The organism is Pseudovibrio sp. FO-BEG1 (genome assembly GCF_000236645.1).
Lineage (GTDB): Bacteria > Pseudomonadota > Alphaproteobacteria > Rhizobiales > Stappiaceae > Pseudovibrio.
The window spans coordinates 5,060,106-5,079,260 of record NC_016642.1; the positions used below are offsets into that span (position 1 = coordinate 5,060,106).

The 19,155-nt window shown below is 53.3% G+C and carries 21 protein-coding genes and 1 other RNA gene; 7 read left to right on the forward strand and 15 right to left on the reverse strand.

The window, feature by feature from the left end; translation table 11 throughout:
- Positions 1-104: 104 nt before the first annotated feature.
- The 8 genes from tolB to ruvC all read right to left on the reverse strand — a co-directional run bounded on the left by tolB (position 105) and on the right by ruvC (position 6,558).
- Complete coding sequence (tolB, locus tag PSE_RS22725) at positions 105-1,442, reverse strand: Tol-Pal system beta propeller repeat protein TolB (RefSeq protein ID WP_371260807.1); 1,338 nt, start codon at positions 1,440-1,442, stop codon at positions 105-107.
- Between the two features lie 55 nt (positions 1,443-1,497).
- Entirely contained in the window at positions 1,498-2,430 is a 933-nt protein-coding gene (locus PSE_RS22730; protein WP_014286941.1) for a hypothetical protein, read from the reverse strand.
- Positions 2,431-2,436: 6 nt separating this feature from the next.
- Positions 2,437-2,895 carry a protein TolR gene (gene tolR / locus PSE_RS22735; protein ID WP_014286942.1) on the reverse strand — a complete coding sequence of 153 codons (459 nt, stop codon included), beginning with the start codon at positions 2,893-2,895 and terminating at the stop codon, positions 2,437-2,439.
- A gap of 3 nt (positions 2,896-2,898) precedes the next feature.
- Positions 2,899-3,627 (reverse strand): protein TolQ, encoded by a 729-nt coding sequence (gene tolQ, locus PSE_RS22740; protein WP_164845287.1) that lies wholly within the window; start codon positions 3,625-3,627, stop codon positions 2,899-2,901.
- Between the two features lie 302 nt (positions 3,628-3,929).
- The gene (gene ybgC / locus PSE_RS22745) at positions 3,930-4,391 is read right to left on the reverse strand and encodes a tol-pal system-associated acyl-CoA thioesterase (protein ID WP_014286943.1); all 462 of its coding nucleotides are present in this window, start codon (positions 4,389-4,391) and stop codon (positions 3,930-3,932) included.
- Between the two features lie 9 nt (positions 4,392-4,400).
- A complete protein-coding gene (gene ruvB, locus PSE_RS22750) occupies positions 4,401-5,447 on the reverse strand; it encodes a Holliday junction branch migration DNA helicase RuvB (RefSeq protein ID WP_008551483.1) in 1,047 nt (348 codons plus the stop codon).
- Positions 5,447-6,061: a Holliday junction branch migration protein RuvA gene (ruvA, locus tag PSE_RS22755; protein WP_008551589.1), complete on the reverse strand. Its 615-nt coding sequence runs from the start codon at positions 6,059-6,061 to the stop codon at positions 5,447-5,449. Before ruvA ends, ruvB begins: the two co-directional genes overlap by 1 nt.
- Positions 6,058-6,558 (reverse strand): crossover junction endodeoxyribonuclease RuvC, encoded by a 501-nt coding sequence (gene ruvC, locus PSE_RS22760; protein WP_014286944.1) that lies wholly within the window; start codon positions 6,556-6,558, stop codon positions 6,058-6,060. The genes ruvA and ruvC overlap by 4 nt, the downstream gene beginning before the upstream one ends.
- Before the next feature lie 144 nt (positions 6,559-6,702).
- Here ruvC and PSE_RS22765 point away from each other — a divergent pair, with 144 nt between their 5' ends.
- The 3 genes from PSE_RS22765 to PSE_RS22775 all read left to right on the forward strand — a co-directional run bounded on the left by PSE_RS22765 (position 6,703) and on the right by PSE_RS22775 (position 9,034).
- The gene (locus PSE_RS22765; protein WP_014286945.1) at positions 6,703-7,458 is read left to right on the forward strand and encodes a sulfite exporter TauE/SafE family protein; all 756 of its coding nucleotides are present in this window, start codon (positions 6,703-6,705) and stop codon (positions 7,456-7,458) included.
- A gap of 187 nt (positions 7,459-7,645) precedes the next feature.
- Positions 7,646-8,407: a sulfite exporter TauE/SafE family protein gene (locus PSE_RS22770; RefSeq protein ID WP_208982413.1), complete on the forward strand. Its 762-nt coding sequence runs from the start codon at positions 7,646-7,648 to the stop codon at positions 8,405-8,407.
- A gap of 129 nt (positions 8,408-8,536) precedes the next feature.
- On the forward strand, positions 8,537-9,034 hold the full coding sequence (locus PSE_RS22775) for an Lrp/AsnC family transcriptional regulator (RefSeq protein WP_008551677.1): 498 nt from the start codon (positions 8,537-8,539) through the stop codon (positions 9,032-9,034).
- Positions 9,035-9,038: 4 nt separating this feature from the next.
- Here the strand turns inward: PSE_RS22775 and PSE_RS22780 are convergent, their stop codons facing one another.
- The 5 genes from PSE_RS22780 to ssrS all read right to left on the reverse strand — a co-directional run bounded on the left by PSE_RS22780 (position 9,039) and on the right by ssrS (position 12,582).
- Positions 9,039-9,623: a hypothetical protein gene (locus PSE_RS22780; RefSeq protein WP_008551580.1), complete on the reverse strand. Its 585-nt coding sequence runs from the start codon at positions 9,621-9,623 to the stop codon at positions 9,039-9,041.
- Between the two features lie 154 nt (positions 9,624-9,777).
- Positions 9,778-10,521: a YebC/PmpR family DNA-binding transcriptional regulator gene (locus PSE_RS22785; RefSeq protein WP_008551665.1), complete on the reverse strand. Its 744-nt coding sequence runs from the start codon at positions 10,519-10,521 to the stop codon at positions 9,778-9,780.
- A 227-nt stretch (positions 10,522-10,748) separates the two neighbouring features.
- A complete protein-coding gene (locus tag PSE_RS22790; protein WP_014286947.1) occupies positions 10,749-11,591 on the reverse strand; it encodes a TIGR00282 family metallophosphoesterase in 843 nt (280 codons plus the stop codon).
- A gap of 139 nt (positions 11,592-11,730) precedes the next feature.
- Complete coding sequence (locus PSE_RS22795; protein ID WP_014286948.1) at positions 11,731-12,324, reverse strand: 5-formyltetrahydrofolate cyclo-ligase; 594 nt, start codon at positions 12,322-12,324, stop codon at positions 11,731-11,733.
- 98 nt (positions 12,325-12,422) lie between these two features.
- Positions 12,423-12,582, reverse strand: a non-coding RNA gene (gene ssrS / locus PSE_RS27085) — 6S RNA.
- Positions 12,583-12,746: 164 nt separating this feature from the next.
- Here ssrS and PSE_RS22800 point away from each other — a divergent pair.
- Entirely contained in the window at positions 12,747-13,157 is a 411-nt protein-coding gene (locus PSE_RS22800) for an HIT family protein (protein ID WP_014286949.1), read from the forward strand.
- A 34-nt stretch (positions 13,158-13,191) separates the two neighbouring features.
- On the opposite strand, the gene zapA is transcribed toward PSE_RS22800, so the two are convergent.
- Both zapA and PSE_RS22810 read right to left on the reverse strand, forming a co-directional pair.
- Positions 13,192-13,629, reverse strand: a complete 438-nt coding sequence (gene zapA / locus PSE_RS22805; protein WP_008551373.1) for a cell division protein ZapA — start codon at positions 13,627-13,629, stop codon at positions 13,192-13,194.
- Between the two features lie 5 nt (positions 13,630-13,634).
- Complete coding sequence (locus PSE_RS22810; protein ID WP_014286950.1) at positions 13,635-13,931, reverse strand: DUF4164 domain-containing protein; 297 nt, start codon at positions 13,929-13,931, stop codon at positions 13,635-13,637.
- Positions 13,932-14,484: 553 nt separating this feature from the next.
- On the opposite strand from PSE_RS22810, the gene tkt reads away from it, so the two are divergent.
- The 3 genes from tkt to pgk all read left to right on the forward strand — a co-directional run bounded on the left by tkt (position 14,485) and on the right by pgk (position 18,988).
- Positions 14,485-16,485 carry a transketolase gene (gene tkt, locus PSE_RS22815; protein ID WP_014286951.1) on the forward strand — a complete coding sequence of 667 codons (2,001 nt, stop codon included), beginning with the start codon at positions 14,485-14,487 and terminating at the stop codon, positions 16,483-16,485.
- 125 nt (positions 16,486-16,610) lie between these two features.
- Positions 16,611-17,618, forward strand: coding sequence for a type I glyceraldehyde-3-phosphate dehydrogenase (gene gap / locus PSE_RS22820; protein ID WP_008551525.1), 1,008 nt, complete (start codon positions 16,611-16,613; stop codon positions 17,616-17,618).
- 179 nt (positions 17,619-17,797) lie between these two features.
- On the forward strand, positions 17,798-18,988 hold the full coding sequence (pgk, locus tag PSE_RS22825; RefSeq protein WP_014286952.1) for a phosphoglycerate kinase: 1,191 nt from the start codon (positions 17,798-17,800) through the stop codon (positions 18,986-18,988).
- The last annotated feature ends 167 nt before the right edge of the window (positions 18,989-19,155 follow it).

Sequence of the window (19,155 nt, forward strand, 5' to 3'; positions counted from 1 at the left end):
AAAAAGCCCTAGACCAACTTGGTTAAGGGTAACTTGAATTTATTGGTTAATGAAGTGCTAATGACCCCAAAATCCCGCAAGAAATTGGGGTCTCAGCTTCACGATTAGTCGAGCAGCGGAGACCACGCCGGGTCTGATGCAAAGTTTGGTGTCTGAACCAGCTGTTCATTGTAACCAGTCAGATCAACAGTCCAGACCTGAGGACCGCCCTGCTCGCCCACAGTATCTCGGAAGAATGTCAGCACGCGCCCGTTTGGAGACCATGCCGGACCTTCGTTGTGATAGCCCTCTGTCAGGATGCGCTCACCCTTACCATCCGGACGAATAACACCGATCATAAAGCGACCCTGATGCACCTTGGTAAAGGCAATCAGATCACCGCGTGGAGACCACACAGGCGTAGAGTACTGACCCGGACCAAAGGAAATACGCTCGGCACCGCTGCCGTTGGAGTTCATCACATACAGCTGCTGAGAACCGCCACGGTCACTTTCAAACACCACCTGGCGTCCGTCTGGAGAGAAGGACGGGCTGGTGTCGATCGCTGCAGTGTTGGTCAAACGAGTTGTCCGACGCGTGCGTAAGTCCATCAGATAAAGGTTCGCATTGCTGCCCTGCTGCAAGCTCATGATGACCTTCTGGCCATCAGGTGAGAAGCGCGGCGCAAAGGTCATGCCTGGGAAATTCCCCAGAACCTCACGCTGTCCGGTCTCGATATTGAACAGATAAACCTGCGGATTGCCGCCCACATAAGACATGTAGGTCACTTCCTGAGAAACAGGAGAGAACCGAGGTGTCAGAACCAGATCATCACCGCGTGTCAGATAGCGCACATTCGCACCGTCCTGATCCATGATCGCCAAGCGCTTACGGCGCGCATCCTTCGGACCGCTTTCATCAATGAAGACAACGCGGGTATCGAAGTAGCCTTTCTCACCGGTCAATCGCTGGTAGATCGCATCGGAGATGATGTGAGCCAGACGGCGCCAGTTTTCAGGTGTGGTGAAGAACTGCTGGCCAATCAACTGCTGACCTGCAAACACATCCCACAAACGAAACTCAGCACGGATCTGACCGTTTGCCTGCTGCGCGATAGAACCAGTCACCAAGGCCTGAGACCCGATGGTCCGCCAGTCACCAAAGCGCGGCATGGTGCCTACATTCATTTCCTGCTGAATATGGGCAGCCGGATCAATCGGGCGGAACAAGCCCGAGCGTTGCAAGTCAGCGGCAACAACTTGAGAAATCTGCCCTGCCACGTCTTCCTGCAAGCCAGAACCTGCAAAGGGAGAAATTGCAATCGGCATAGGTTCAACGTTGCCCTGAGTAATATCCAGTTCAATCAAGGCGTAGGCAGGTTGAGAGATGGTAACAACAGCAACAGCAGCAGCCACAAAGCGGCATGCACGACGCCACAGCTGCTTGATTCCTGTTGTACGCATTGGGTTAAGCCCCATCACAAAGGACATAGACCTAAGCTCCTTTCAATCTCAATACCTAGTATCCAAGCATATCGCGAGGATCAAAATTCAAGATGACGGTTTTCCATGCATCATATTTAGCTGCTGGCAGAGAATACGGACCGCAGCGATAGACCGCGCGTTCTGCACTGCTTGCAGCAGCTCTGAATGTTGGGTTATTACTGGAGTTCAGAACCTGCATCTGCCCTTCAACTTCACCGGTACGGCTCAGGTTGAATTGCAGGCGAACGTTCAGATCTTCAGCACCAGCTGCACCCACAGGAGGGTTCCAGCACCGGGCAACCTGTCCACGAAGTGCGTCCAGCTCAGACTGGCTCATCTTCACATTGGTCTGGCCCAGTTCGGATCCAAGAGAAGCCGGTTTTGCGGACTTTACAGTCCCGCTCGACTTCGCATTCGTCTTGTTCAGCAAAGCCGCCATCTTGGAGTTGAAGTCTTCCTTCTTCTTCGGCTTTTCCTTCTTAGGCGCTTTCGGACGCGCAGGAGGCTTCGGCTTGGAACGTGGACGGACTTTTACAAGCTGCTTCGGCTTTTCTGTTTTTTCTACTTCAGGACCAAGTTCTGCAGTCTCCGCAGGCGCCTTCTCTTTTGGCACCTCCTTTGGAGCTGGCTCTGGTTCAGCAGGTTCCGGCGGCGGCGGTGTTTCAGCCTGCTGCACTTCCCTCTTCGCTTCCTGAACCTTCTTCACCTCTTTCTTGGCCTCACCGGTCTTCTTCTCCGGCTCAGGCTTTTCAGCAGGCTTCTTGGTCGGCTGCAGCGCAGCCTCTTTGATTTCCTTCGCTTCCTTTGTACCCAGCTGCAGCTTGGTCAGCTCGCTCACAGGCACAAGATCCACGGGCAGTGAATCCACCGGGGCAGTCGAAAGCTCTTTGCCGAAGTTAAGCGAAACCGCTCCGGCAACAAGCACGACCACGTGAACAACTAGCGATGCGATAAGCCCTGCACGCATTCCCGGTTAACCCTGCTCCTCTAGAGTAACGAGCCCGATGCGCTTGTAACCAGCAGCATTGATACGGCCCATGACCTTCATGATGACACCGTAATCGGCATCCTGATCTCCACGCACATAGATGCGCTCGTTGTAACCATTCTCGGCAATCGCGCCGAGTTTCGCGATCAGCTCATCAACCGGGATCTCGGTGTCCTGAATGAACACGGATCCGTCAGACTTAACGGAGATCGCTATCGGCTCAGTATCACCTTCCATCGCCTTCGCCCGCGTTTCAGGCAGGTCGATCGGCACACCAACGGTCAACAGCGGAGCTGCCACCATAAAGATGATCAGCAACACCAGCATCACGTCCACCATCGGCGTCACGTTAATCTCGCTCATTGGTGCATGGGAATGCCTGCGGCGACCACGTCTGCCGCCAGCGCGTCCACCACCACCAGCTGCTCCAGTGCTCATACCCATGGATTATGCTCGCTCATCAATACGGCGGGACAGAATGGCTGAAAACTCGTCTGCAAAACCTTCCATGCGCGCAGCCAGCTTACCGCTGTCACTCTGCAGCTTGTTGTAAGCAATAACAGCCGGAATAGCTGCAATCAGGCCAAGGCCAGTCGCAAACAGCGCTTCCGCAATACCCGGAGCCACAACAGCAAGGTTGGTGTTCTTGGAAGCCGCGATGGAGGTAAACGCATTCATGATGCCCCAGACCGTGCCAAACAGGCCCACAAACGGGGCCGCACTGCCGATGGTCGCAAGGAACAACAGGCGCTTTTCAAGGCGCTCAACTTCGCGGGAAATCGTCAGGTCCATCACGCGATCAATACGCTGTTGCAGGCTGGCAATGGCAGGCTTATCCCCTTCATGGGAGCGCTTCCATTCACGCATAGCAGCCACAAACAACGCAGACATTCCGTTATTCGCGCGGGAGGACAGAGACTTATAAAGCTCTTCGAGAGATTGGCCGGACCAGAACACATTCTCAAAACGGTTCATCTGGCGGCGGGAACGACCATACAGAACAACCTTGTCAAAGATAATCGCCCAGCTCCAGACAGAAGCAGCGATCAGACCGATCATTACAATCTTGACGACGATGTCCGCTTCCATGAAGAGCGAAATGTAGGACAAGCCAGAACCCGGAGCAGCACCCAGCTCAACAGATTGCACGTCCTGGGCCATTGCCGCCAATGGCATAGTGCTTGCCAGCGCTGCGCTCATGGCCACAACGAGTTTCATCACCTTAGAGTTCATGTAGTAAGGACCTCTTGCCCTGATAACCCAACGACCGGCCCACGGTAGAACCCCTGCCATGAACACAACCAGTCTATTAAACATTTAGCAGCCTTCCTGCCTGTCGAATTTGGCGAAACTTCGACTACAGCCAGCATTGAAGGCATTATTGAAAAGACCTGTTTAAGGTTACTGAAGGATTAAAAGGTTTCCAGTCCCGTTTACTTTGAATGAATATTGGTGATTTTTTACGATGATTGTCGCGCTTATTCGCCGTTCATCTGGGCAACCAGATCCTTGGGCAATCTACGTGGTTTGCCATCCGCAGAGATAGCCACAGCAGTCACGCTGGCTTTGATCAAAACTTCGTCACCACGCATAACCCGTTGGCTGATAAACATGCGGACACCCTTCACCTCACTGATATCCGTATGAACTTCAAGCACATCATCGATTCGTGCAGGCTTGAGAAAATCAATATCCATGTGGCGCACAGCAAAAGCCAGACGCTCTCCGTGCATACCTGAATCCAGCTCATGATGGTGCACACCACGCATGCGCAGCAGCTCAGTACGCCCACGCTCCATAAATTTCAGATAGGCCGCATGATAGACGACCCCTGAAAAGTCGGTGTCCTCGTAATACACACGCACGGGCAAAATATGCTCATTGCCTTCAATACGGCCTGTCAGATCGGGCCAATTTGCCTCAGTTTTTTTATCATTCATGTCGGCAGATCAGTCTTCATCATGTTGAAAAAGGGCCATCTGAGGCGCATTCGGGTTATCCGGCACGGCCAAACCGAGGTGCTTGAACGCGATTGGCGTCAAAATTCGACCTCGCGGCGTACGTTGAAGATAACCATTCTGGATCAGATACGGCTCCACAATCTCCTCAATCGCATCCCGCGGCTCAGATAGCGCAGCTGCAATCGTCTCGATACCTACCGGACCACCACCAAAGTTCATGGCAATCTGCTTCAGATAGCGACGGTCCAGACTGTCAAAGCCAGCACTGTCCACTTCCAGCTGACGCAATGCGCGATCTGCAAGGCCTGCATCAATATCCGCATCACCAGCCACAATCGCAAAGTCGCGCACGCGGCGCAGCAAGCGGCCAGCAATACGCGGTGTACCACGAGAGCGCTTGGCGATCTCGGTCGCACCATCATCACTCATGCCAATACCAAGCAGGCGCGCACCACGTTTCACAATAAGTTCCAGCTCTTGCGGCGTATAAAACTCCAGCCGCACCGGAATACCAAAACGGTCACGCAGCGGCGTCGTCAGCAATCCGATACGAGTTGTTGCAGCAACAAGCGTAAACTTCGCCAGATCAATCTTCACAGAGCGGGCTGCAGGCCCCTCACCGATGATCAGATCAAGCTGATAGTCTTCCATCGCCGGATACAGCACTTCTTCAACCGCTGGGTTAAGGCGGTGGATCTCATCGATGAAGAGAACATCACGATCTTCCAGATTGGTCAGCAGAGCAGCAAGGTCACCCGCTTTCGCAATTACAGGACCGGAAGTCGCACGGAAGTTCACTCCAAGCTCACGGGCCATAATCTGCGCCAGTGTGGTCTTACCAAGACCTGGAGGCCCAACAAACAGCACATGATCCAGCGCTTCATTGCGAGCCTTAGCAGCACCAATGAATACTTTCAGGTTCTCACGCGCCTGCGCCTGACCCGTAAAGTCATCCAGCGTCTGCGGACGCATTCCGCTATCAATTTCATCGCCCCGGATTTCCGGAGTAACAAGGCGATCCTCACCCTCAATCATTACGCAAGTTCCTTAAGGCCAAGGCGAATAAGTTTTTCAGCACTCGCATCCTCACCCGCAGTTTTCACAGCAGCTGCCACAGCAGCAGAGGCCTGAGCTGGCTGGTAACCGAGGTTGGAGAGTGCAGACACCGCATCCGCCACCGGACGAGAGGCCACATTCTCTGCAACACTCTGGGAAACCGCGATCGTGTCATCCTCAACAGAAGCAAAGGCCGGTGCCTTGTCTTTCAGTTCGGTCACAATACGCTCAGCCACACGCTTGCCAACACCCGGTGCGCGCGTAATCGCAGTCTTATCGCCCAGCGCAATCGCGTTCGCCACTTCAGAGGCTTTCATGATGCCCAGAATGCCCAGCGCAACCTTGGCACCAACACCCTGAACGGTCATGAGAATACGGAACCATTCACGCTCGCTGTCCTCGGCAAAGCCAAACAGCTTGATCATGTCTTCACGCACCATGGTCTCAATGGCCAGCACAGCAGCTTCGCCCACACGCGGCAACTGCTGCAACACGCGAGAAGGGCAATGCACCTGATAGCAAACGCCCTGCACATCCAGCAGCACGAAATCATCGCCGTAACTATCGACGACACCCTTGAGTTTCCCGATCATTTCAAAAGCGCCTCCGCTGCGGCCAGACGGCCCGTTACACTACCCCTGTGATGACTATGGCAGATTGCAATCGCCAGTGCATCTGCCGCGTCGTCCGAATTAAACGTCGCCTTCGGCATCAACACCTTCACCATCATACGGATTTGTTCTTTTTCTGCATGCCCTGTTCCAACCACGGTCTTTTTCACCAGGTTGGGAGCATATTCTGAAACCACGAGATTGTGCAGAGATGGCACGAGCAGAGCGATGCCCCTCGCCTGTCCCAGTTTTAGGGTCGCCCCTGCATCCTTGTTCACGAACGTATTCTCAACAGCAGCTTCTGCCGGATCATAACGTTCAATCACCTCCTGCAAGCCGGTGTACAACTGCTTGAGTCGTTCTGCGAGAGAGTACTTGTTGTTGGATTGTATCGTGCCGCTGGCAATAAAGCTGACGCGATTACCTTTGGCATCAATAATGCCCCAACCGGTGTTCCTGAGACCAGGGTCAACACCCATGATTCGAATTGAATGATCCATAGAACAAACCGGTAACGAAAAATCTCCGAAGACGCTAGCCGCTAACGAAAACCAGAGGCTTAATCCGCAAAATTTCAGGAGTAATCCACGCGTTCCTGCGTGAGTTCTTATTTAGGACCCGCAATGATTGAAGCCCTCTACGCACACTCAGCCTTACAGTTGTCTCTGGTCGCAGGGGCCATCCTTTTGGCAGGTTTGATGCGCGGGTTCGCAGGCTTTGGGTCAGGCATGGTCTGGATACCTCTGGCCGCTCTGGTCATCGGGCCAAAGCTCGCCGCAGCCACACTTCTCATTCTCGATACCCTCATTGCCCTGCCTCTTATCTTCCCGGCAACCAAGCTGTGCCGATGGAAAAGCGTCCTGCCTGCTGCAATCGGTGCAATCCTCGCCGTCTCCGTCGGTGCATGGATCCTCGCCAACGCACCGCCCATCGTCTTGCATTGGGGCATCTCTATTGTTGTCTTCGCACTTCTGGCAGTGCTCATGTCCAACTGGACCTACTCAGAAGAACCCACACGCAATCAAAACCTCGGCGTTGGGGCGCTATCAGGCCTGCTTGGCGGCTTCAGCCAGATGCCCTCCATTCCCATCTACACACTTTGGGCAACCGGCCCCCATCCGCAGAACATCATCCGCGCCAACATGATCGTGTTTATCGCGATTGCCGATGCCTCTGCCTATGCCTCCTATGCGTACAACGGCCTGTTTACGAAAGAGCTCATTCCCGTCCTGCTCATCACTGGCCCCATCTACCTAGGCTGCTTGATGTTTGGTGCGAAAGCCTTCAACAAAGCACCGCCAACCTATTTCAAATGGGCAGCCAAGGGCATCATCTTCCTCGCAGCAGTCGTTTCACTGCCATTCTTCCACGATCTGTAGCTGTAACCGCCTCAACTATTTTTCCGCAGTTTCCCAAGGCTTAAGCGAGAATAAGAGGCTCCAGACAAAGGTAATTGAGAAATTCTCGACAATTCGGCCATTCGTCCTGATTGGAGGAAGGTGCGTTCGTAATTTATAGTCCGCACAACTAGGAAGCCTTAAACCGACCTTCTCAGCAGAGGCATAGATGCTCCCAGACGTCGCAGGACTCGAATCCCCGGCCTTCTTGATGGTGTGCGCAACCATAGCGCTCGCCGGGTTGACACGTGGCTTTGCAGGCTTCGGCGCAGCGATGATCTACATGCCCATTGCCTCCGCCATTATGGACCCGAAACTGGCCGCAGCTTCACTCCTTCTGGTCGATGCTACCATCTCTCTGCCCATGGTCGTCTCCGCCACCAAAATCTGCGATTGGAGAACCGTTCTGCCTGCAGCAGGCGGAGCCGTCGTCACTGTTTCCATCGGCGCCTGGGTGCTCACCAATGCAGACCCTTACGTTCTGCGCTGGGTGCTGTCCTGCGTTGTCCTTGTTCTGCTGGCCGTTCTGGTATCTGGCTGGCGCTACACCAAAGCGCCAAACAAACGCACTTCCTTCGGCGTTGGCGCTGTCTCCGGCCTTCTTGGCGGCATGACACAGCTGGCTGGCCCTCCGGTCATCACCTACTGGATGTCAGGTCCCCTGCCCGTCAGCGTTATACGCGCCAATCTGATCACCTATTTCTTTTTCACCAGCTTCGGTTCCTTCGCAGCCTTCTGGTGGAACGGCCTGATCACACAGGAGCTTCTGCTTCTCTCATTGCTGATCTGCCCGGCCTATGGCCTGAGCATCTATCTGGGAGCCAAAGGTTTCTCCAAATCCAGCGGCAAGTCTTATCGCCTGCTCGCTTACACACTCATCTTAGGCGCTGCCATCACAAGCATGCCTATTTTGGATGGAATTCTCAGATGACCCACTAGTTCACATGCACTGAAAAAGAGCCGCAAGAAGCGTCAAACAAACAGCACAGCTTGCGAAACTTGGCAAAAGGCCGTAGTTTCCGCAATAATATCCCTAGAAACAGACGAAAAATACAGATTTATGCCAAAATCATCGCTCGACAAGATTGACCTCGAAATCCTGAAAAACCTTCAGGAAGACGGACGCCTGACCAACGTAGAACTGGCAGGCAAAGTTGCTCTGTCACCCTCCCCGTGCCTGCGCCGCGTCAAAAACCTTGAGGACAGCGGTGTAATCAACGGCTATCAGGCCTCCGTCAACCGCAAGACAGTTGGTCTTGGCATGACCGTGTTTGTGGAGATGCGTGTCGGCAAGCAGAGCAAAGCGCAGATCATGTCCATCATTGAGCGCGTCACCTCTCAGCCAGAAGTCGTCTCCTGCCATCTGGTCTCCGGTCAATCCGATATTCTTGCTGAAATCGTTGTCCCGACACTTGAAGCCTACGATGTCTTCCTCTCAGACTTCCTGATGTCGCTGGATGGTGTCGAAGACGTTCGCTCCAACTTCGCGATCCGTACGCTGAAAGCCAACGGTGCACTGCCACTGCAACATCTGGAATCCATCGTCGATAACGATTGATCTGTCAGGGCGCATCCTCGTTTTTGCCAGACCCGGTCACGATCTGCGCCATGCTGACAAGCTCGGAAATTCTGTCCTGAAGGAAGTTGCTGTTTTGAGCGATGAGCAGCATCTGCCTTTGGACAAGACAAAACACATAAGCCCCTATGCAAAGCCCTAGCCCAAGAATGGAAAGGGGCTGCCCGAGCAAACCAAGGGAAATGTAAAGCAACGGTGGGAACACGGTCACCGTGACCGAACATAGCGACACCCACCATTCCCCCTTGTGAAACCCATTGATCGGCATCGTCAAGATAGCCGCCGTCGCAATCAGGCACCGCTCTTTCATTCCCCGCGCGATATTCACCGCCTGTCGAAGATAAAGAGCTGTAAGCACGCCTGCAACTGCCAGCACATAAGGCGCGCTGACAACGCAGAACTCATAGACCCGTGCCACCAACGGCGCACGCTCCTCCCAAACACCCGATGGCGTTTCCAGAACCGCACCAATCACCAGCAGAGCCGCATACCCAATCGCCAGCAAATGCAACCGCCACGCTGAGCCAATGGCGTGTTCAATCACACGAACCTTATCACTTTCCTCACTCACCACCCTGCCTCAAGTCCACCCCAGATCCTGAAAGGGTTTCACAGTGGCACAGTGAAGCCAACTCCACTGAAATCGGGGGCAGACTGAAAGGCAGATACACAAAAGGCGGCACGCAAAACGTACCGCCTTTAGAAAACTCAATTGGAAAGCGGGATTAGCCCAGCTTTGCCAGAACGTCCTCTGGAATATCGAAGTTGGAGAAGACGTTCTGTACGTCGTCGTCATCTTCCAGCGCGTCCATCAGCTTCATGATGGTGCCAGCTTTTTCTTCGTTCACTTCCACCAGGTTCTGTGGCTTCCAGATGGTCTTCACAGACTCAGCTTCGCCCAGCGCAGCTTCCAGTGCTTTGGAAACTTCCGAAAGGTCTTCAAATGCGCAAATGATGGTGTGAGCTTCATCATCGCTCTCAACGTCATCAGCGCCAGCTTCGATACCAGCTTCCATCACAGTGTCCGCATCGCCAGCTTCAGGCTTGTAAACCAGCTCACCAACGCGGTCGAACATGAAGGAAACAGAACCTGTCTCGCCCATGGAACCACCGTATTTGGTGAAGTAAGAGCGTACGTTTGCAGCAGAGCGGTTTTTGTTGTCAGTCAGCACTTCAACAATAATCGCGGTGCCACCTGGACCATAACCCTCATAACGGATCTCGGTGTAATCAGCACCTTCACCACCCTGAGACTTTGCAATCGCGCGGGCAATGTTGTCCTTCGGCATGGACTGACCCTTCGCGTTCTGCACAGCAAGGCGCAGGCGTGGGTTCTTGTCCGGGTCAGGATCACCCATCTTCGCAGCAACGGTAATCTCTTTAGAAAGGCGAGAGAAAAGCTTGGAACGTACAGCATCCTGACGTCCCTTGCGGTGCATGATGTTTTTGAATTTTGAATGTCCGGCCATAGGTCTTCCCGGCTTGTGTTTAGAATAAAACTGTTAGCTCAAAGGAGCGCTCACCAAGCCGCTGATAGCTTGGACAGCGCTCTCCCCGACACGGCATTCGTGTCACGTCGAGCAAATTTGATGAAAGCTTATAAGCCGCTTACACGACAAAATCCAGAGCAAGAAACAGCGAGATTTGCCGCGTACTTACTCTTCCTCATCATTCACCGTATAAGCTCATCGCTAGATTAAGCGTAGCTGTCTGCAGCACTCGGCCAGAATGGCGGAATAATCTGCGACAAACGTCCACCAAGACGAACCGGCGAAACATTCACAGCAAGGCCAGTCCGGTCATCCGTCTCAACCGCCACACCACAAATAGTTGCCTCACCCAGCGCAGGCGTAAAGCGAGCACCGTTCATTTTGCGCAGGAAGCGGTTGACCGGCTCTTCCTTATCCATGCCCAGCACGGAATCATAATCACCGCACATACCAGCGTCAGACATATACGCTGTACCGCCAACAAGCACCTGATGGTCTGCAGTTGGAACGTGCGTGTGTGTGCCAACAACCAGAGAAGCACGACCATCACAGAAGTGACCCATCGCCTGCTTTTCGGAGGTCGCTTCTGCGTGCATATCAATGATGATCGCATCAGCCACAGCGCCCAGCGGACAATCAGCCAGAATTTTGTCGATCGCAGCAAACGGACAGTCCAGCGCGTCCATGTAAACGCGGCCCATCACGTTCACCACCAGCACATCAGCACCATTCTTCGCGCGGTAAAGGTTCGCTCCTTTACCCGGAGTACCTGCCGGATAGTTCGCAGGGCGCAGCAACTGGTTCTGACGCTCAATGTAAACAAGCGTGTCGCGCTGATCCCAGATGTGGTTGCCGGTGGTCACAACATCAGCGCCCGCATCCAGCACATTCTGGAGAATTTCTTCGGTGATACCAAAGCCTGCTGCGGAGTTCTCGCCATTCACGACGACGAAGTCCAGTTGGTTGTCTTCCACGAGTTGGGGCAGTTCATCAATCACGGCATTGCGGCCAGCACGCCCAACCAGATCCCCAAGAAACAGCAGCTGCATCTATACACCCTTTCAAGCGTATTCCCGACCTAAGGTAATGTAATGAAAGAATACGCGCACATCTTTTGGACCAAAGCAGATCTGATGGCCTACACACGCGCCCTAAGAAGAACACGCCGGAAGCCACAGGCAACTTGCTTTAATCTCCTGCTTTAAGAAGCCCACGATCTGTCAGGATACCATCCAGCTGACGATCATGCGGTTCCATCGGAACCTCTTCTACCTCTTGAACAGCAAATGCAACCCCAATCGCAGTCAGATCGGTAAGTTTTTCCAAATCACTCAATGCACGGTCGTAAAAACCTTTGCCATATCCGATCCGGTTGCAGTTCCGATCAAAGGCAGACAGCGGAACCAGCACCACATTCGGGTGCACAACGTCCGCCTCTGGCCCCGGCGCCATGCTGCCAAACCCGGCAGGCTCCAGCGGCCCACCCTTTTCAAGACGGCGAAAGACAAGATCATCACCAGTTACGACAGGAAGACAAAGAGAGCTGCCGGCCTTGGCCAGTGCATCCATCAGAGGACGCGGATCAACCTCATCCCGAATAGGCCAGAACCCGGCAATCACCGAGCCCGGCTCAACGCCAAGCTCTTCCACAAAATCGACAAGCGCCAGCGACCGCTCAATCCGCTCAATGGGAGAAAGCGTAGCACGCGCTGCAAGTCCGGCTTTCCGCACGGCACGCTTGGCCAGTTTGAGCTCATCATTCTCAATGTCTTGGGAAGTCAATACGCACCTCATTTACAACCACTTGAGTGCATTATGGTGCAGCCCGCGCAAAATCGCAAAGCAAGAGCCTATCACGCTGTAGAGAGGAAAAAGAGAAGGGCGTGCCACAACAGCCGTTGGAGAATGTGCAATCCCGGAGAACCTACAATGTAGGTGGGCGCCGTGTCCCCAAGCCCACGAGCGAGGGAAGGAACAGCTCCCTAAGGAATGCGTAAGGCCCCGGGGATATGTGTCTCCTGACGAACCGCGCAGCAACGCAAGGGCTCATATAGGCCAGAGCGACTGGAATTACCAGCCTTTCAAACCATGCTCTCACATTTATTCCAGATGTGACCAGAGGTTTAAGGCCCAAACCCAGCCTAACACCATGCTCTAAATTAGAACCAGTAGATAAGCATGCACGCACTGGTTATCTTGAGATCATGACACAATATACGTTTTGCGAAATTGCAGAAGGCCGGTTAAAGCCAGATGCAACTGTTTTTGAGAATGAAAGCGTCATAGCTTTCTTTGATCGGGGGGCTATCGCGCCCTATCACACCTTAGTGGTGCCGAAACGGCACTCCACCAACATCTTTGATGTCAATGAAGATGATTTAGTTGAGGTGACCCGTGCCATTCGGAAGTTATGCCTAGTCTACAAAGAGCAACTTGGCATAAACAATGTCCAGATCATCAGCAGCAACGGCGCTGAGGCACAGCAAGACGCATTTCACCTGCACTTCCATATCGTGCCGAGAAGCAAAGGAGATGGGCAAGACATTCAATGGAAGCCAGACCCAACTTTACCTGGGCGCTTCCAAGAACTGCTTTCTCATCTCAAACCTATGTAAGTGAAATCTACCCTCTGCCGATCAACGGCCCGGATTACGCAGCACTTTCTTCTTCACGCAGCTCATTGTCCAGATCCGCACCAAGCTGTTCAATCTTGTCTGCGCTCTCCAGCAGGCGCGCGACAACCTTGGCTTCTTTCTCGCGATGTTCCGCTTCAAGTGCCTCGATCCGGCTCAGATAGCGCTGCTCCTGCGCAGCCAGTCGCTCTTCGACAGACGCCTCTGCCTTGCCGAGCTCTTCAATCCGCGCTTCCGCAGCTTTCAGCTTGCGCTCCACTTCAGCCAGATGGTCCGTCACCATAATGCCTGCCATCACGGTCAGACGCTGGTCGCCAATCTCGCCGAAATTCTCTCTCAGGCCACTGATGCTGTCGTCAAAACGCTGAGCAAGACCGAGCAGACGCTCTTCCTCACCGTCATCACACGCCATGCGAAAGCTGCGATCATTGATTGTTACTGTAATTTGCGCCATTGATCTTAGCTCTCCTGTCCTTCGAGAACAGTACGTATGGATTCCATGGCAGCAACAAGGCGACGGGAAACATCTTTGTTGACATCTTCAAGCCGCGAACCACGCGCTTCGGCCTGATCCAGCTTTGCAGCCAACTGTGTGCGATCCTCGCCAATTCTTTGCAGGTCGTTCTCTAACGCATCAAGGGTCTTGTCACGGGACGTCCTGCGATGAAGCGCGCCTTCTAGCTTCGTGATGGAGGCAGAAATACGATCCAGCGCCTGATCCAGATCTTGCCCACTATCCATCTTCACCTCTGACATCTACCTGTATCCGTACTCACCAAACATCGATCACCCGAGAAATGGCAACTCGACCCTTTCCCGTCTAGGGAAGCGGAAGACAATTATCCATTAGCTCGAGGGAATCGTCGAGCTTTATTCACATCATATCTGAGGAATAAGCGAGAACCATCTCATTTATCAGTGATTACAGAACTTGCAATCGCCTTCGACTCGGAAATTTACTCCGCGCAACATTAGTGAACAAAATACAAGCTTCGCCTCTATAAAAATCTAATGCACGCGTATTTTACGCTAAGCAAATTCACTCATTTAAGAGCCCTTGGCAACATAACTTATGTTGACAAATGTTATTCAAAATTCAAAAGCGCTCAACTTACGCAATAAACATCGCCCGAATAGCTCAGTTTCATTGACTCAACTCTCTGACCTGCTATGTCTCCTTCCGTTATTCGTTCGTAGACAACTGCCAATTCGCATTAGTCTGGGGCAAAGACTATGGCAACTGTCGTCGAATTTACACTAGCTAATGGTAAAGAACCGGCTGCCCGGCCGGGTCGACAGCGGGAATAAGATGACCGATCTCGAAAAGCACTCTCGCATGGCGAATGCGATACGCTTTCTTTCAATGGACGCCGTTGAAAAAGCAAAATCAGGCCACCCTGGACTTCCAATGGGTGCAGCCGACATCGCAACGGTCCTGTTTTCCAAATTTCTGAAATTTGACCCTAACTCCCCAAAATGGGCAGACCGAGATCGTTTCGTGCTCTCCGCAGGGCACGGATCTATGCTCCTGTATTCCACTCTCTATCTGCTGGGATACGAAGACTTCTCTATTGAACAGCTTCAGCAGTTCCGCCAGCTTGGCGCACGCACATGCGGCCACCCGGAATACGGTCATGGCGCAGGCATCGAGACCACAACTGGTCCTCTCGGCCAGGGTCTTGCAAACGCAGTAGGCATGGCAATCGCTGAGCGTCTGCAGGAAGAGCGCTTCGGCAAAGACCTCGTCAACCACTTCACCTATGTTCTCGCAGGTGATGGCTGTCTGATGGAAGGTATCTCCCAGGAAGCAATCTCTCTGGCAGGTCACCTCAAGCTAAACAAGCTGATCCTCATCTGGGACGACAACGGCATCACCATCGACGGTTCCATAGACCTGGCTGACAGCACTGACCAGATCGCACGCTTCAAGGCATCCGGCTGGAACACCATCGCAATTGATGGTCACGATCCAGAGGCAATTGAAGCAGCTCTGACAGAAGCTCAGAACAGCGACAAGCCAACAATGATCGCTGCGAAGACCACTATCGGCTTCGGTTCTCCAAACCGCGCTGGCACCAACAAAGTGCACGGTGCTCCTCTGGGCGCTGAAGAAATCGCAGCAACCCGCGAAGCTCTTGGCTGGTCCGCTGAGCCGTTTGAAGTACCAAGCGACGTTCTCGATGCATGGCGCATCGCAGGTCTGCGTTCCGCAAACGCTCGTAAAGAGTGGGAACAGCGCTTCAACGAAGCAAACCCTGAGCAGCGTGGCGAGTTCGAGCGCCGTTGCCGTGGCGATCTGCCATCCGGCTTCGATGCAGCAATCGACGCATACAAGAAAGAACTTGCAGACACCCAGCCAAAGATGGCGACCCGTAAGGCGTCCCAGGCTGTTCTGAAAGTAATTACCGGTGCTGTTCCGGAAACCATCGGCGGCTCTGCTGACCTGACCGGTTCCAACAACACCAACACCGAGCATACGCCTTCCATCACACCGGACGATTTCTCCGGTCGTTTCATCCACTGGGGTATCCGTGAGCACGGAATGGCCGCAGCAATGAACGGTATGGCACTGCACGGCGGAGTTATCCCCTACTCTGGTGGCTTCCTGATCTTCTCCGATTACTGCCGTCCGTCTCTGCGTCTGGCAGCTCTGATGAAGCAGCGCGTCATTCACGTAATGACCCACGACTCCATCGGCCTGGGTGAAGATGGTCCAACCCACCAGCCTGTGGAACACTTTGCGGCTCTACGTTGTATTCCAGATCTGCTGTTCTTCCGCCCTGCGGACATCACAGAGACCCTGGAATGCTGGCAGCTGGCAATGAAAGCCACTGATAACCCAAGTGTTTTGGCTCTGACCCGTCAGAACCTGCCTTCCCTTCGTCCTCACTACGAAAGCGAAAACCTGTGTGCCAAAGGCGCATACATCATCGCTGACTGTGAAGAAGAAGCGACCGTTACTCTGTTCGCAACCGGCTCCGAAGTTGAGATCGCAGTGGAAGCGAAAAAAGAGCTCGACGGCAAGGATATTGCGACCCGCGTGGTCTCCGTTCCTAGCTTCGAACTCTTTGAGCAACAATCTGACGCATACAAGAATGCCATCATTGGTGGTAGTCCGGTGAAGATCGCTGTGGAAGCGGGCGTTCGTATGGGTTGGGATCGCTTTGTCGGTTCTGATGGTGGATTTGTAGGCATGTCAGGTTTCGGTGCCTCCGCCCCTTACCAGGAGCTCTATGAGCATTTCGGGATCACCGCGGGAGCAGTGGTCCAAGAGGCAGAAAAGCGCCTTGGCGATAGCGATAACGCCTAAAGCTAACTACAAGTGAAGCTTCTGGCTCCTCTCAGCCAGAAGCCTCTCAGAAGACGGCCGGCAAGAGCTGGCAGAATATATAAAACGCGGGCGTTATTGAGCGCCCTACCGAAAGAGGTTCTTAAATGGCAGTCAAGGTAGCCATCAATGGCTTTGGTCGCATTGGTCGTAATGTTCTCCGTGCAATCATCGAATCCGGTCGTACCGACATTGAAGTTGTAGCAATCAACGACCTCGGCCCAGTTGAAACTAACGCACACCTGCTGCAGTTTGACTCCGTACACGGCAAGTTCCCAGCTAAAGTAACAGTTGATGGCGACACCATCGATTGTGGCCGTGGTCCAATCAAAGTAACCGCTATCCGTGATCCTAAAGAATTGCCTTGGGGTGAAATGGGTGTGGACATTGCGATGGAATGCACCGGCATCTTCACCGCAAAAGAAAAAGCAGCTCTGCACCTGGAAGCAGGCGCAAAGCGCGTTCTGGTTTCTGCTCCTGCAGCAGGCGCTGACAAAACTATCGTTTACGGCGTAAACCACGACACCCTGACTTCTGAAGATCTGGTTGTTTCCAACGCATCTTGCACCACCAACTGTCTGTCTCCAGTAGCTTACGTTCTGGACAAACTGGTTGGCATCGAAAAAGGCTTCATGACCACCGTTCACTCTTACACCGGTGATCAGCCAACTCTCGACACAATGCACAAGGATCTGTACCGCGGCCGCGCAGCAGCTCTTTCCATGATCCCAACCTCCACAGGTGCTGCTAAGGCTGTTGGCCTGGTTCTGCCTGAGCTGGCTGGTAAACTGGACGGCGTTGCAATCCGCGTACCTACTCCAAACGTTTCTGTTGTTGACCTGACTTTCATCGCGAAGAAAGAAACTTCCGTTGAAGAAATCAACGCAGCAATCAAAGCAGCGGCTGAAGGCGAGCTGAAAGGCGTTCTTGGTTACACTGACGTGCCAAACGTTTCCATCGACTTCAACCACGACCCACACTCCTCCATCTTCCACATGGACCAGACCAAGGTCATGGAAGGCACAATGGTTCGTATCCTCACCTGGTACGACAACGAGTGGGGCTTCTCCAACCGCATGGCGGACACCGCTGTTGCGATGGCAAAGCTCATTTAATTTGGAAGGGGCCGCTTTTAAGCGGCCCTTTTTCTCATATACCAGTGCGGAGTGATCCAATCCCTGAGCCGCACCATTCAGTGCGAAGTCTCCCATAGATTTGATCACGAACTCCGCAAAGTCTTTCTGTAAGAATTTTGACCAGCATAAGGTCACAGACAGAAATTCCGGAGATTTTCATGTCTTTCAAAACCCTCAATGATGCCGATCTTTCCGGCAAACGTGTTCTGGTCCGCGTAGACCTCAACGTCCCGATGAAGGATGGCAAAGTAACCGATACCACCCGTATCGAGCGTGTACTGCCAACCATCCGCGAAATCTCCGAGGCTGGCGGCAAAGTCATCCTTCTCGCACACTTCGGCCGTCCAAAAGGCAAAGTGGTTGCAGAGATGAGCCTTGCTCCTGTTGCTGGCCCTGTTGCAGATCTGCTTGGCAAACCAGTTGCTTTCGCAGCTGACTGCACCGGTGATGTTGCAAAAGCTGCTGTCGATGCAATGGCTGACGGCGACGTTCTGCTTCTGGAAAACACCCGCTTCTACGCTGGTGAAGAAAAGAACGATCCAGAGTTCGCAAAAGCACTGGCTGCAAACGGCGACCTGTATGTAAACGACGCATTCTCCGCAGCACACCGCGCACACGGCTCCACCGAAGGCATTGCAAAGCTGCTTCCTGCATTCGCAGGCCGCACCATGCAGGCTGAGCTGGAAGCCCTTGGCTCCGCACTTTCCACTCCAGAGCGTCCGGTTCTGGCAGTTGTTGGCGGCGCGAAAGTGTCCTCCAAGATCGACCTGCTCGAAAACCTCGTGTCTAAAGTAGACATCCTGGTTATCGGCGGCGGCATGGCAAACACCTTCCTCGCGGCAAAAGGCGTGAACGTTGGTAAGTCCCTGTGCGAGCACGATCTGGCTGACACAGCAAACCGCATCATGGCAGCAGCCGAAAAAGCAAACTGCGAAATCGTTCTGCCAGCAGACGCTGTTGTTGCATGGGAATTTGCAGCAAACACCAAGAACGAAACAGTTGCTCTCGACGCTATCCCAGCAGACGCAATGATGCTCGACGTTGGCGCAGCTTCCATCGATGTTGTGAAAGCAAAAATCGACGAAGCCAAAACCCTCGTCTGGAACGGCCCTCTCGGCGCGTTCGAAATCGAGCCATTCGACAAGGCAACCGTTGCAGCAGCTCAGCACGCAGCAGCACGCACCAAAGAAGGCAAGCTGAAAACAGTTGCTGGTGGCGGTGACACTGTTGCAGCTCTGAACCACGCAAAAGCAAGTGAAGATTTCTCTTACATCTCCACTGCTGGCGGCGCGTTCCTCGAGTGGCTGGAAGGCAAGGAACTGCCAGGCGTTGTTGCGCTGGAAGCATAAAACAAAGAAAATTGATGAAATTTTCTGGATTGAGGGGCCTTTTCGGTCCCTCTTTTCGTTTTATTCTCGCTTTTGCCTAGAATTTGACACAGCCTCTTGAAAAAGAGAGCAAGACGCTGTTTAGAACTTATCCCAATGAATGGGCCAGAGGCTTGACGTAGTCTACA

Excerpts from the sequence above, each read along its gene's own strand:
- tolB (WP_371260807.1), bottom strand. The coding sequence starts at position 1,442 with ATGCGTACAACAGGAATCAAGCAGCTGTGGCGTCGTGCATGCCGCTTT.
- PSE_RS22730 (WP_014286941.1), bottom strand. The coding sequence starts at position 2,430 with ATGCGTGCAGGGCTTATCGCATCGCTAGTTGTTCACGTGGTCGTGCTT.
- tolR (WP_014286942.1), bottom strand. The coding sequence starts at position 2,895 with ATGGGTATGAGCACTGGAGCAGCTGGTGGTGGTGGACGCGCTGGCGGC.
- tolQ (WP_164845287.1), bottom strand. The coding sequence starts at position 3,627 with ATGCCATTGGCGGCAATGGCCCAGGACGTGCAATCTGTTGAGCTGGGT.
- ybgC (WP_014286943.1), bottom strand. The coding sequence starts at position 4,391 with ATGAATGATAAAAAAACTGAGGCAAATTGGCCCGATCTGACAGGCCGT.
- ruvB (WP_008551483.1), bottom strand. The coding sequence starts at position 5,447 with ATGATTGAGGGTGAGGATCGCCTTGTTACTCCGGAAATCCGGGGCGAT.
- ruvA (WP_008551589.1), bottom strand. The coding sequence starts at position 6,061 with ATGATCGGGAAACTCAAGGGTGTCGTCGATAGTTACGGCGATGATTTC.
- ruvC (WP_014286944.1), bottom strand. The coding sequence starts at position 6,558 with ATGGGTGTTGACCCTGGTCTCAGGAACACCGGTTGGGGCATTATTGAT.
- PSE_RS22765 (WP_014286945.1), top strand. The coding sequence starts at position 6,703 with ATGATTGAAGCCCTCTACGCACACTCAGCCTTACAGTTGTCTCTGGTC.
- PSE_RS22770 (WP_208982413.1), top strand. The coding sequence starts at position 7,646 with ATGCTCCCAGACGTCGCAGGACTCGAATCCCCGGCCTTCTTGATGGTG.
- PSE_RS22775 (WP_008551677.1), top strand. The coding sequence starts at position 8,537 with ATGCCAAAATCATCGCTCGACAAGATTGACCTCGAAATCCTGAAAAAC.
- PSE_RS22785 (WP_008551665.1), bottom strand. The coding sequence starts at position 10,521 with ATGGCCGGACATTCAAAATTCAAAAACATCATGCACCGCAAGGGACGT.
- PSE_RS22790 (WP_014286947.1), bottom strand. The coding sequence starts at position 11,591 with ATGCAGCTGCTGTTTCTTGGGGATCTGGTTGGGCGTGCTGGCCGCAAT.
- PSE_RS22800 (WP_014286949.1), top strand. The coding sequence starts at position 12,747 with ATGACACAATATACGTTTTGCGAAATTGCAGAAGGCCGGTTAAAGCCA.
- zapA (WP_008551373.1), bottom strand. The coding sequence starts at position 13,629 with ATGGCGCAAATTACAGTAACAATCAATGATCGCAGCTTTCGCATGGCG.
- PSE_RS22810 (WP_014286950.1), bottom strand. The coding sequence starts at position 13,931 with ATGTCAGAGGTGAAGATGGATAGTGGGCAAGATCTGGATCAGGCGCTG.
- tkt (WP_014286951.1), top strand. The coding sequence starts at position 14,485 with ATGACCGATCTCGAAAAGCACTCTCGCATGGCGAATGCGATACGCTTT.
- gap (WP_008551525.1), top strand. The coding sequence starts at position 16,611 with ATGGCAGTCAAGGTAGCCATCAATGGCTTTGGTCGCATTGGTCGTAAT.
- pgk (WP_014286952.1), top strand. The coding sequence starts at position 17,798 with ATGTCTTTCAAAACCCTCAATGATGCCGATCTTTCCGGCAAACGTGTT.